Origin of the sequence: Enterobacter ludwigii (genome assembly GCA_023023105.1) — a bacterium.
GTDB lineage: Bacteria > Pseudomonadota > Gammaproteobacteria > Enterobacterales > Enterobacteriaceae > Enterobacter > Enterobacter adelaidei.
Map to the genome: position 1 here is coordinate 3353155 of CP083824.1, position 13128 is coordinate 3366282.

At 55.6% G+C, this 13128-nt stretch carries 10 protein-coding genes; 5 read left to right on the forward strand and 5 right to left on the reverse strand.

Annotated elements, in window-relative coordinates; genetic code table 11:
* Positions 1–61: 61 nt before the first annotated feature.
* Positions 62–2038: a formate-dependent uric acid utilization protein AegA gene (gene aegA / locus LCD46_16270; protein UOY69615.1), complete on the reverse strand. Its 1977-nt coding sequence runs from the start codon at positions 2036–2038 to the stop codon at positions 62–64.
* 152 nt (positions 2039–2190) lie between these two features.
* On the opposite strand from aegA, the gene narQ reads away from it, so the two are divergent.
* Together narQ and acrD are read left to right on the forward strand one after the other, a co-directional pair.
* Positions 2191–3885, forward strand: coding sequence for a nitrate/nitrite two-component system sensor histidine kinase NarQ (gene narQ, locus LCD46_16275; protein ID UOY69616.1), 1695 nt, complete (start codon positions 2191–2193; stop codon positions 3883–3885).
* Positions 3886–4027: 142 nt separating this feature from the next.
* Positions 4028–7141 carry a multidrug efflux RND transporter permease AcrD gene (gene acrD / locus LCD46_16280; GenBank protein ID UOY69617.1) on the forward strand — a complete coding sequence of 1038 codons (3114 nt, stop codon included), beginning with the start codon at positions 4028–4030 and terminating at the stop codon, positions 7139–7141.
* A 109-nt stretch (positions 7142–7250) separates the two neighbouring features.
* On the opposite strand, the gene ypfM is transcribed toward acrD, so the two are convergent.
* A complete protein-coding gene (ypfM, locus tag LCD46_16285) occupies positions 7251–7310 on the reverse strand; it encodes a protein YpfM (protein UOY72983.1) in 60 nt (19 codons plus the stop codon).
* A gap of 387 nt (positions 7311–7697) precedes the next feature.
* On the opposite strand from ypfM, the gene LCD46_16290 reads away from it, so the two are divergent.
* The 3 genes from LCD46_16290 to LCD46_16300 are packed head-to-tail and all read left to right on the forward strand — an operon-like array spanning position 7698 to position 9408.
* Positions 7698–8048, forward strand: a complete 351-nt coding sequence (locus LCD46_16290) for an ArsC family reductase (protein UOY69618.1) — start codon at positions 7698–7700, stop codon at positions 8046–8048.
* A gap of 10 nt (positions 8049–8058) precedes the next feature.
* Positions 8059–9186 (forward strand): succinyl-diaminopimelate desuccinylase, encoded by a 1128-nt coding sequence (gene dapE, locus LCD46_16295; GenBank protein ID UOY69619.1) that lies wholly within the window; start codon positions 8059–8061, stop codon positions 9184–9186.
* 24 nt (positions 9187–9210) lie between these two features.
* Positions 9211–9408, forward strand: coding sequence for a YpfN family protein (locus LCD46_16300; GenBank protein ID UOY69620.1), 198 nt, complete (start codon positions 9211–9213; stop codon positions 9406–9408).
* A 38-nt stretch (positions 9409–9446) separates the two neighbouring features.
* Here LCD46_16300 and ypfH read toward each other — a convergent pair whose 3' ends face one another.
* The 3 genes from ypfH to LCD46_16315 form a co-directional block, all read right to left on the reverse strand.
* A complete protein-coding gene (gene ypfH, locus LCD46_16305) occupies positions 9447–10142 on the reverse strand; it encodes an esterase (protein UOY69621.1) in 696 nt (231 codons plus the stop codon).
* A gap of 73 nt (positions 10143–10215) precedes the next feature.
* Positions 10216–12162: a GNAT family N-acetyltransferase gene (locus LCD46_16310; GenBank protein UOY69622.1), complete on the reverse strand. Its 1947-nt coding sequence runs from the start codon at positions 12160–12162 to the stop codon at positions 10216–10218.
* Positions 12162–13031, reverse strand: coding sequence for a neutral zinc metallopeptidase (locus LCD46_16315; GenBank protein UOY69623.1), 870 nt, complete (start codon positions 13029–13031; stop codon positions 12162–12164). The genes LCD46_16310 and LCD46_16315 overlap by 1 nt, the downstream gene beginning before the upstream one ends.
* Positions 13032–13128: the final 97 nt, after the last annotated feature.

Below are 13128 nucleotides of genomic sequence, written 5' to 3' on the forward strand. Positions count from 1 at the left end.
GCTCCACGGCGCAATGAGTCGTCCTATACTACGCCGTGGCTCCCGCTTTGTCGCCCGCCGGTTAATGATGTTTGAACGCGCCAACCCCAAGCCAGTCGAGTATTCCTTGTGCCGCATGACGCCCTTCCGCCATCGCGGTCACCACCAGATCCGCCCCACGCACCGCATCGCCACCCGCGAAGATTTTCGGGTTGGTCGTCTGGTAACGATAATGACTCTCTACCGAGGCCACAATTCGCCCCCAGTCATCCATTTCGACACCCTGCGCCTGCAGCCACGGCATCGCGTGTGGATTAAAACCAAACGCCATGATCGCTGCATCAGCAGGCATCACAAACTCGCTGCCCGCCACCGGAACAGGTCGACGCCGTCCCTGCGCATCCGGTTCGCCGAGTTTGGTACGCAGCATCCGGATGCCATTGACCTTGCCGTCTGGATCACGCGTCAACTCAACCGGCTGGACGTTAAATTCAAACGCCGCGCCCTCTTCTTTGGCATTCTTCACCTCCTTCTTCGAGCCCGGCATATTGGCCTCATCCCGACGATAGGCGCAGGTGACTTTCGCCGCGCCGTGGCGTAGCGCGGTGCGAACGCAGTCCATCGCCGTGTCTCCGCCACCCAGCACCACGACGTTTAACCCGTGAGTGTCAATAAACGGTTCACTGGCCGTCGCCTCCAGCCCCATCACGTGGCGCGTGTTGCCCACCAGGAAAGGCAACGCGTCATAGACGCCTGGCGCGTCTTCATGCGGGATCCCCGCTTTCATGGAGCGATAGGTTCCCACGCCAATAAACAGCGCATCAAAGTCGTCCTGCAACTGAGACATCGACACGTCCTGACCCACCTCGCAGTTCAGCTCGAAGCGGATGCCCATCGCGGTGAATATCTCTCTGCGCCGCGCGAGCAGTGATTTGTCGAGCTTGAATGCCGGGATACCAAAGGTCAGCAAACCACCGATTTCCGGATGCCTGTCATAAACCGTCACGCTGACACCATTACGCACCAGCACATCGGCGCAGGCCAGCCCGGCAGGCCCTGCCCCGATAATCGCAACCCGCTTGTCCACCGGAGTAACGCCGCTCATATCCGGTCTCCAGCCCATCGCCAGCGCCTGGTCAGAAATATAGCGCTCAATATTGCCAATGGTGACTGAACCCGCGCTATCGTGCAGCGTGCAGGCCCCTTCACATAATCGGTCCTGCGGGCAGACGCGGCCGGTAATTTCGGGTAAACAGTTGGTCTGATGAGAAAGCTCAACGGCACCCGCAATATCCCCCGCATTGACGCGCTCAATCCACTGCGGGATATGGTTGTGCAGCGGACAGGTCCACTCGCAGATGCTGTGCTCTCCGCACTTCAGGCATCGAGATGCCTCACGACTGGCCTGTGCAGCCCGGAACGGCAGGTAAATTTCGTTAAAATGATTAACGCGTTCTGCGGCAGTAAGCTTGTCAGGTTCACCGCGTGGCGGGGTCGTTTGCATCCGCTGCAGTTTGGTTTGCGAAATAACCTCTCTGGCAGCCTCCGCATGCCAGGGCTGCGCCTCCAGACTGGCCGTGCGCTGTCGGCGCGATTTAGCCAGATTATCCAGCACGGCGGACGTCGCCAGTGAAAGGACACCTGCCGGGCAATTTTCAATACAGGCGGGGCCTTGCGAGCGCGTCAGGCAGAGATCGCACTTATTCGCCGATGCCTTCACACCGCCGTTTTCAAGCGGGGTAACGATAATTTCCATCGTGCCAAACGGGCACGCTACCACGCAGGCTTTACAACCAATGCATTTTTGTTGATTCACCTGTACGCTGTCATCGCATTTGCTGATGGCGCCGTTCGGGCAACTTTGCGCGCAGGGCGCAGCTTCACAGTGACGGCAGGTAACGGGGCTTCTCGTCTCGCCAGATTTCAGGACCGTGATACGAGGATGAAAATGGCGCTCGCTCAGGACATGCTGCTCGCCGTTGTGCGCCATCACGCAGGCCACTTCGCAGGCCCGACACCCAATGCATTGCTGGCCGTTAGCCATAATAAAACGATTCATAACCACACCTGTTTTTGGTTCAATAACCTTATTCTTTGTATGAATAAGGTATTTACGCATTACGGCGCGATCGGGCAATGTTCAAATGCCCAGGACGCCAAACTATTTCCAGTGAACCTGTGGCAGATCAATTTTATTCAGAGGGCCGTTCTGTGACCGTTAAACGACCTGTTTCCGGCAGCCTTGCCTGGGCTTTCGTTTCGATTATTGCGTTATCTATTCTGACAAGCAGCGCTGCGCTGCTGACGCTGGCCAGTAGCCAGCGAGATGCCGAAGCCATCAACATCGCAGGTTCACTGCGCATGCAGAGCTACCGCCTGGGCTATGAGATGCAGGGAAACAGCCCGTCTCTGGCGGCGCACCGCGAGAACTGGCAGAAGACATTAAGCGCCCCGGCATTAGAAAAGTTGAACCGCTGGTACGTACCGGACAACGTCAAACAGCGCTATCAGCAGCTGCACGTCGCCTGGCTGGAGATGGATACGCGCATCGCGCGCGGCGACATCGCGTGGTATCAAAGCCACATTGAAGATTTTGTCGGCCGTATTGATGCCTTTGTGCTCGCCCTCCAGCACTACACCGAACATAAAATCCAGACGGTGACCTTGCTCTCTCTGGCTGGCGCGCTTGGGATCCTGCTACTGACGCTGTTTACCCTGCGACGCATCCGTCGTCAGGTAGTGCTGCCGCTTAACAATCTTGTCGCGGCAAGCGAGCGGATTGAGCGAGGGGAATTTGAGACCCCTGCCCCGGATACCGCACTGCCGAATGAACTGGGCCAACTCTCCCGCGCCTTCAACCATATGTCGGCCGAGTTACATACTCTCTATCGTTCGCTTGAAGCCTCGGTGGCGGAAAAGACGCGACATTTGCATGAAGCCCATCAGCAGCTCGAAATGCTGTTCAAATGCTCTCAGGCGCTGAACACCGGCCAAATTGACAGCCTGTGTTTCCGGCATATCCTGCAGATCGTCCATGACTATACGCAGATGAATTATCTGGAATTACGCACCAGCGATGACTGGCGGCTGTGTGAAGGAACAGAAACGAGCGGTATTCCACTGCAAAACCTGCCGGTGCTGATGCAGGATACGCTGTATGGTGAACTGCGCTGGCAAAGTGAGACGGACAGCGTTCCTCTCCCGCTGATGAGAAGTGTGGCGACGATGCTCGGACGCGGGCTGTACTTTAACGAGGCGCAAAAACATTACCAGCAGCTGCTGCTGATGGAAGAGCGCGCCACCATCGCCCGTGAACTCCATGATTCGCTGGCGCAGGTGCTGTCGTATCTGCGGATCCAGCTTACGCTGCTTAAACATGCGGTGCCGCAGGACAATGCCCCGGCACAAACCATCATCACCGACTTCTCCCGCGAGCTGAACAACGCCTGGCATCAACTGCGCGAGCTGCTCACCACCTTCCGCCTGACGCTTAACCACGCGAATTTACCCGCAGCACTCCAGGAGTCTCTCGACGTTCTGCAGAGCCAGACGCAGGCAAAACTGCATCTTGACTGTCGCCTCTCCTCGCTGGCGCTGGACGCGCAAAAGCAGGTGCATCTGTTGCAGATCGTGCGTGAGGCGGTGTTGAATGCGATTAAACATGCGCAAGCCAGCGAAATTACCGTGAGCTGCGTGACCTCCGTGGATGGCACGCACAGCGTCAGCATTCGTGACAACGGCATCGGGATTGGCGAAGCCAGCGAACCTGCGGGACACTACGGGTTGAATATTATGCGTGAACGCGCGCAACGGCTCGGAGGAATGCTGCACTTTTCGCAGCCGCAAAACGGCGGCACGCTGGTCAGCGTGACGTTCCCGGTCCCCACGCCGTTAACAGGTAAATAACGGTAAAGGGGGAAGCGCAGGAAAAAGCGCATGATAATTTACATTATCTCCTTTATTTCTCCACGTTTGGTCTTCGTCTTGCCGCTAAAGTGATGCAGGCAATAAACAATAATGACGTGCAGCAAAACGAGGTTACTTTTTCATGGCGAATTTTTTCATCGATCGCCCCATTTTTGCCTGGGTACTGGCCATTCTGTTATGTCTGACGGGTGTCCTGGCGATTACGTCACTTCCTGTTGAGCAATATCCCGATCTGGCGCCACCTAACGTACGCGTCACCGCCAACTATCCAGGCGCCTCCGCACAAACGCTGGAAAATACCGTGACGCAGGTTATCGAGCAGAACATGACGGGTCTGGATAACCTGATGTACATGTCCTCACAAAGCAGCGCAACAGGTCAGGCGACGGTCACGCTGAGCTTCACTGCCGGCACCAATCCTGATGAAGCCGTGCAGCAGGTGCAAAACCAGCTGCAGTCGGCCATGCGTAAGCTGCCTCAGGCGGTGCAGAACCAGGGTGTAACCGTGCGTAAAACCGGTGATACCAACATTTTGACCATCGCGTTTGTCTCCACTGATGGTTCCATGGACAAGCAGGATATTGCAGACTACGTCGCCAGTAATATTCAGGACCCCATCAGCCGAATTAACGGCGTTGGCGATATCGACGCTTACGGTTCACAATACTCAATGCGCATCTGGCTCGATCCCAACAAGCTCAACAGCTACCAGATGACCGCAACCGACGTAACGAATGCCATCAAAGCCCAGAACGCGCAGATTGCCGTGGGGCAGCTAGGGGGGACGCCATCCGTCGATAAACAAGCCCTGAATGCCACCATTAATTCGCAGTCACTGCTTCAGACCCCGGAGCAGTTCCGCGACATTACCCTGCGCGTGAATCAGGATGGTTCGGAGGTACGTCTGGGTGATGTCGCCACGGTGGAAATGGGTGCGGAGAAGTACGACTACCTGAGCCGCTTTAACGGCAATCAGGCCTCTGGCCTTGGGATTAAACTGGCCTCCGGCGCCAATGAAATGGCCACAGCGAAACTGGTTTTAGATCGGCTGGATGAGCTTTCACAGTATTTCCCGCACGGGCTGGAATATAAAGTTGCCTATGAAACCACCTCCTTCGTCAAAGCCTCGATTGAAGATGTAGTGAAGACCCTGCTGGAAGCGATCGCGCTGGTGTTCCTGGTCATGTACCTGTTCCTGCAAAACTTCCGTGCAACGCTGATCCCAACCATCGCCGTCCCTGTTGTCCTGCTGGGAACCTTTGCGGTGCTTTACGCGTTTGGCTACAGCATTAACACCCTGACGATGTTTGCAATGGTGCTGGCGATTGGCCTTCTGGTGGATGATGCCATCGTGGTGGTCGAAAACGTCGAGCGAATTATGAGCGAGGAAGGCCTTTCCCCGCGTCAGGCCACGCGCAAATCCATGGGACAAATTCAGGGGGCGTTAGTCGGTATTGCGATGGTGCTGTCGGCGGTCTTTATCCCGATGGCCTTCTTTGGCGGCACCACCGGGGCGATCTACCGCCAGTTCTCGATAACCATCGTCTCGGCAATGGTGCTCTCCGTGCTGGTCGCATTGATCCTCACCCCCGCGCTCTGCGCCACAATCCTGAAGCCGCTGCACAAAGGGGAGCATCACGGCCAAAAAGGGTTCTTCGGCTGGTTTAACCGGATGTTCAACCGCAATGCCGCGCGATATGAATCTGCCGTCGGGCGAGTGCTTCACCGCAGCCTGCGCTGGATGATGATTTATGTGGTGTTGCTGGGCGGCATGGTCTGGCTGTTCCTCCATCTGCCGACCTCATTCCTGCCGATGGAAGACCGGGGTATGTTCACCACCTCGGTGCAACTCCCGAGTGGCGCAACGCAGCAGCAGACGCTAAAAGTGGTTCAGAAAGTGGAGCAGTATTTCTTCACGAAAGAGAAGGATAACGTTGTATCGGTCTTCTCCACCGTCGGTTCCGGCCCTGGCGGAAACGGGCAGAACGTCGCCCGTATGTTTGTTCGCCTGAAAGACTGGGACGAGCGTGACACGAAAACGGGAACCTCCTTTGCCATTATTGAGCGCGCGACGAAAGCCTTTGCACATATCAAAGAAGCGCGCGTCTTTGCCAGCAGTCCACCGGCGATTAGCGGTCTGGGCAGCTCCGCCGGGTTTGATATGGAGTTGCAGGATCACGCCGGAGCGGGTCACACTGCGCTGATGGCGGCACGCGATAAGCTCTTAGAGCTGGCGGGGAAGGATGCCGGTCTGACACGCGTTCGTCACAACGGTCTTGATGACAGCCCGCAGCTCCAGGTGGATATCGACCAGCGTAAGGCGCAGGCGCTGGGCGTCTCAATCAACGACATCAACGACACCCTGCAAACGGCGTGGGGCTCAAGCTATGTGAATGACTTTATGGATCGCGGCCGCGTGAAAAAAGTGTATGTCCAGTCCGCCGCGCCGTTCCGCATGTTGCCGGATGACATTAATCGCTGGTTTGTGCGAAATAATACTGGCGGCATGGTGCCGTTCTCCGCCTTTGCCACCTCGCACTGGGAGAGTGGTTCACCACGTCTGGAACGCTATAACGGCTATTCTGCGGTTGAAATCGTCGGGGAAGCCGCGCCGGGCGTCAGCACAGGTACCGCCATGGATACCATGGAAAAACTGGTGCAACAGCTACCTGCTGGTTTTGGTCTGGAATGGACGGCCATGTCATACCAGGAGCGACTCTCCGGAGCGCAGGCTCCCGCGCTTTATGCGCTTTCTCTGCTGGTGGTTTTCCTCTGTCTTGCCGCACTGTATGAAAGCTGGTCGGTCCCGTTCTCGGTCATGCTGGTGGTTCCCCTTGGGGTCATCGGCGCGCTGCTGGCAACCTGGATGCGCGGCCTGGAGAACGATGTTTACTTCCAGGTGGGGCTACTCACCGTTATCGGTTTGTCGGCGAAAAACGCCATTCTGATCGTTGAGTTCGCTAACGAGATGAATGCTAAAGGCCACGAACTGATGGCTGCCACGCTGCACGCCTGTCGCCAACGCTTACGCCCGATCCTGATGACGTCACTGGCATTTGTTTTCGGCGTACTGCCGATGGCAACCAGCACCGGCGCAGGCTCCAGCAGCCAGCATGCGGTAGGGACCGGGGTTATGGGCGGCATGATTTCAGCCACTATCCTGGCCATTTATTTCGTTCCGCTGTTCTTTGTGCTGGTGCGTCGCCGCTTCCCGCTAAAGGAACGCCAGGAGTAAGTGATTGAAATAAAAAAAGGCGGCTTTATCGGCCGCCTTTTTATTGTGTGATTAATTCACACTATGATTATTTTACTTATTTAAGTGCTCTTGCAATTCTTACTGAATGTCATTTACGAAGCATGCCTTCGATAAAATCTTTCCAGTTCCCCAGTTCACGTTCAATCATAACAACCTCTCTTATTATTATGCGCATTCTACGAAAACGTATCATCATTGTGAAGACTATTTAACCAATTGCTGTGATTATACCCCGCCACTGTCAGAGAATTATGATAAATATGAACGGAGAACTTTAAATTTTTTGTGACGGCAAGCAATATTTAGAAATAACCATACGAGCAGGTGAGTTTTATTTTACTTACTGAGTTTATTGGCAATTTAAACCTTATGGACATCTATGCTTAAATGTTGAAAGAATATTCAGCGTACAAGTGTGAGTTGAATTAAGATGATGAGTAAATTAAGACAATTCTTGAATGTGTTATATTCTGCTTAAGGATATATCTTCGAATTTATTGAACGTTTTATCACCACAGGAACAAAAGGATTCACCATGGTTGTGATGTACGGCATTAAAAACTGTGACACCATCAAAAAAGCCCGCCGCTGGCTGGACGCGAACAACGTGGAGTACCGCTTCCATGATTACCGCGCCGATGGGCTTGATGCAGAATTTCTGCATAACGCCATCAAAGAACTGGGATGGGAAGCCCTGCTGAATACACGCGGCACCACCTGGCGTAAACTGGATGAATCTCTGCGCGCCAGCATCAATAACGCCGACAGCGCGGCAAAACTGATGCTCGAGATGCCGGCAATTATCAAACGCCCATTGCTCTGCGCGCCCGGGCAGCCTATGCTGCTGGGTTTCAGTGAAACCCTTTATTCCGACTTTTTTCGTTGAGGTGTAGTTTATGTCATGCCCGGTCATTGAGCTGACTCAGCAGCTTATTCGCCGTCCTTCCCTTAGCCCGGACGACGCAGGTTGTCAGGCATTAATGATTGAGCGCCTGCGTGCCATCGGTTTTACCGTCGAACGCATGGATTTTGGCGATACCCAGAACTTCTGGGCGTGGCGTGGTCAGGGCGAAACTCTGGCCTTTGCCGGGCATACTGATGTCGTTCCCGCAGGTGATGCGGATCGCTGGATTAACCCGCCGTTTGAACCGACCATCCGCGATGGCATGCTGTTTGGTCGCGGTGCGGCAGACATGAAAGGCTCTCTGGCGGCGATGGTCGTGGCAGCAGAGCGTTTTGTTGCCCAGCATCCGAACCATAAAAACCGTCTCGCATTTTTAATCACCTCAGATGAAGAGGCCAGTGCCCATAACGGTACCGTGAAGGTTGTTGAAGCACTGATGGCGCGAAACGAGCGTCTCGACTACTGTCTGGTCGGAGAGCCGTCCAGTACTGAAGTGGTGGGTGATGTCGTCAAAAATGGTCGCCGTGGCTCGCTGACCTGTAACCTGACCATTCACGGGGTTCAGGGGCATGTTGCATATCCGCATCTGGCCGATAACCCGGTCCATCGCGCTGCGCCGATGCTGAACGAACTGGTGGCGATTGAGTGGGACAAAGGCAATGAGTTCTTCCCACCGACCAGTATGCAGATTGCAAATGTCAAAGCCGGGACCGGCAGCAACAACGTGATCCCGGGTGATTTCTTCGTCCAGTTTAACTTCCGCTTCAGCACTGAACTGACCGATGAGATGATCAAAGCGCGTGTTGTCGCCCTGCTTGAGAAATATAACCTGCGCTACACCGTGGACTGGTGGCTTTCCGGTCAGCCGTTCCTGACGCAGCGTGGCAAACTGGTGGATGCGGTAGTGAACGCCATCGAGCACTATAATGAAATTAAGCCACAGCTGCTGACGACGGGTGGCACCTCTGACGGACGCTTTATCGCCCGCATGGGCGCCCAGGTTGTCGAACTGGGGCCAGTGAACGCGACCATTCATAAAATCAATGAGTGTGTGAATGCCGCAGATTTGCAACTGCTGGCCCGTATGTATCAACGCATTATGGAGCAACTCGTCGCCTGACGAACGCTCTGAGAGGAATAGCGAATGGATTGGCTTTCAAAATACTGGTGGATTTTGGTGTTAGTTTTTCTGGTTGGCGTGTTGCTTAACGTGATTAAAGATCTTAAGCGCGTTGACCATAAAAAATTTCTCGCTAACAAGCCGGATCTGCCACCACACCGTGATTTTAACGACAAGTGGGACGATGACGACGACTGGCCGAAGAAGGACCAGAAGAAGTAATCAGTCTGGATCCCCTCTCCTGAGGAGAGGGGATGACCTCACATAAACTCTACAATATCATTGTCATCCGGCTTACCGCCGCTGAGCGCTTCATCAAAATAGTGCTTCGGTACGGTATAGCGCAGATGGTCGAGCGCAAATTGTATACTGCGATCGTCAATGGCATGCCCCAAATCGTCAACGATATCCAGCGTCACATCCCCACCTTCGCGAATCAGCGCTTCCTGGGCGGCAACTGCATGCGAGAGCTCAATCACACGGTCTTCACCACCGTGGATCAGGTGGATCGTCGTCTGCGTGGTGGCGATCGTCGGTAACGTCGCAAAACGACCGTTAAATGCAATGACGCGTGACACCAGACCCGGTTGCACTTTTACGCTTTCCAGCGACATGATTGATCCCTGCGAGAAGCCAATCAACGCGGTGGCGTCAGCCCCCACGCCGCTCTGCTGCTGCCAGTAGCGCACGATATCAATAAACGCTGGCATGACGGCGTCAATACGAGCCTGACGATTCTCTTCCGTCACGCCCTGCACAGAGAACCACTGCCGACCGTTCGGGCCACATGGCTCTATGCCACCGATGCTGATAATCAAGGCATCCGGAAAAACAGGCGCAAACCAGCTGCCAATCTGGCCCATGTTGACGGCATTATCACCAACACCATGAAACAGCAGCAGTAACTGTTTAGCCGGTTTGTCAGGGCTTTGAACAACAAAATGGTCGTGTTTCATGGTGATCTCCTTAATAGATGACCTGGATTCTACGCCTCCCGGCGGGAATGACCATGCCACTTTACTGAAGAAGTCATTGAAAAAATTGCCATTGCAAAATAGCGTTTTTCAGCTGCTGACAGCGCGCTTTATCCAGACTTTCAAGCGCTTGCGCTGTTTCGCTGCGGAGCTTTGCCAGCAACGCTTTTCGCCCGAGGTCATCCGCTTTCCCTGCCATCTTATCGCGCAGTGCCGGGAGAGGCGTGTCCACACTCAGCAGCAGACGCGTTAGCGCAGCGACGGAGGTTGAAAATGCCCGGTGCGCAAAGGCAAACCCGGCCAGCTCAAGCCAGTCGTCATTATTAAGGGTAGCTTCCCAGCCATCGTCCACCGGGATCTTTTCACCGTTCCAGGCCGATAACACCCGCGCATCGCGCTTCAGACGCAGTTGCGCCTGCTCACACAACTGATGCCCCACCTTGCTCAGCGGCAGCAGCGCCATTGCGGTAAAACAGCCACTGCTGGCTTCACGATGGCTACCCATCCGCACCAGCACAAAACCGCATTGCTGCCAGAAATGCCAAAGCTCATCGGTATAGCCAAAACTCACCGACAGATAATCCTCACCGCTGGCGTTGCGAATCAGCGCCTGACCGATGCCCTCCCGCTGACGATAAGGGTGTACAGCAATACGAGTCACCCGTCTGCCTTTGAGCGTCGCCGCCAGTGGCGATCCGCCATGGGCTGCCAGAGACTGTGCCACCAGGTTCCCACGAGGACGCCGATACCCCGCCCAGACGGCGCGGCTAAGCTCGGGTGATAACCCGCCTTCATCCACCAGCCAGAGCGCTCCGGCGATATCAGAGTCTGTCTGGGCGACGGCAAAATGCTGCCCGGGAGCGTCCATCATGCGGCGTAAATCAAGCGGTGAGGTGCGATAGTGAGCCGCACAGAGTAGCTCGTAAACGCCTGTCGCAAGTGCCGGTTGGCGTTCCCATGCCTCCGGTTCCAGAGAGGTCAAACGCACCTCGCCTTCCGGGCGGCGACCGAGAAGCGTATCGTCAAAAAGCAGTGCGCTGGCGACGACCCGCTCAAGCGGGCAGCCCGCGGCCCAGCGAATCGGTACCGATAAGCTGAAACGCTGCAATCCGGTAAACCGGGCACAGAATTTTAATAAGAACCCTCTCCCCGTCCCCTCATAACCCTGAACCGTCGTGGTCAACAGCACGCGAGGAAACCGCAATACCAACTTTTCAAGTAGCGGGCCGGGGATCGCAGCGGCTTCATCGACAATTAACCAGTCAGCCTGCAATGAGGAGGCCAGAAGCGCATCCGGGGCCATAAAATTGAAATGCTCTCCTGCAAAACGGGCAATAACATCCGTCGCCCCCTTCGCTGGGGCGGTGACCACAGCGCTGCCCGCAATGCGATTCAGCAACATTCCCGCCAGGGCTGACTTTCCGCGCCCGCGCGCGGCGGTGACGGCCACGATGCCAGGCGACATCCCCTCAAGCACATTGAGGATCTCAGCCTGCTCGCGTTGCGGTCCCCCGCTGGCAGGCAGCCAGTCGGGTGCGTCGGGAAAAGGAGGAAGCGAAAAAGGGTGCCCCTGAAGCCACACAATCGCATCGGGATCGGCGGCAACGGTCCGGCAAAAATGGCGGACAAAATGCGGAGTAGCTATCGCTTCGGCGCTGTCGCTCCAGCGCAGGGAATCCTGATCGGGATGTTCAGCCCAGTGCGCGAGCGGCGGAACACGCAGCACCAGAAGACTTCCGGCGCTCAGCGTTCCGCTCAGGGCGGCAAAAGCGGCGACATCAAACCCGGCGCTGGCGTCAAAGACAGCATGCCGGAACTCGCGTCCCAGCAGGCTACTGATGGCTTTTGATGGCTGTTCGTCCAGCCACACCCAGTCTCCAGGTAACGTCTCTCGCAGAGCCGCAGCCTGCGATAATGTCCATTGCTCATCACCGCTCAGCACCACCAGCCGACGTTGACCAGTGCGCTCAAGCTCGCCGATCAGCTGTTCAAACGACGCCATTACATCGCTTTGCCGAAGGTATTACACTGCGCCGGATCGCCGCTGTCGAAACCGCGTTTAAACCAGCTGTAACGTTGTTGCGATGTACCGTGAGTGAAACTGTCCGGCACCACGCGCCCCTGGCTCTGTTGCTGAAGACGGTCATCGCCGATAGCCTGCGCGGCGTTCAGCGCCTCTTCAAGATCGCCGGACTCCAGAACACCCTGCTGCTGCATGCTGTGGCCCCAGACGCCGGCAAAGCAGTCCGCCTGAAGCTCCATTTTTACCGAAAGGCGGTTAACTTCAGCCTGCGAAGCATTTTGCTGAAGCTGACGCACTTTTGGCTCAATCCCCAGCAGCTTTTGCACGTGATGGCCGACCTCATGCGCAATCACGTAGCCCTGGGCAAAATCACCGTCAGCGCCAAGCTTGCGCTTCATGTCATCGTAAAAAGAGAGATCGATATAAACTGTGCCATCTGCCGGGCAGTAGAACGGCCCCATCACAGATTGACCGGTACCGCATCCGGTGCGGGTTGCACCGCGGTACATCACCAGCTTCGGTTGCTGGTAGGAACGCCCCATCTTCTCGAACAACTGACCCCAGGTGTCTTCTGTTGTGGCGAGGATAACAGAGGTAAATTTGGCCGCTTCATCTTCATTTGGGCTGATGGAGCGCTGAGAATGTTGCTGCTGTTGCAACGGCTGACCAGTCATCAAACCGGTGAGATCGACCCCGTAATACCCCGCGACCAGCACCACAATCAGCAGAATGATCCCACCCTTCCCGCTGGGTAACCGGAAGCCGGGCCCGCCCATGGAAGGACCGCCACCGCCATCACTGCGTCTGTCTTCTACATTGTCACTTTCACGACGCCCTTGCCAGCGCATAACCACCTCGAACTATTCCATTAATAATAGCTATGATCGTAGGCGGTTAACGGCAAGATTACCATAGGAAACAAAGGTAAGACGCCAAAGGATGCGA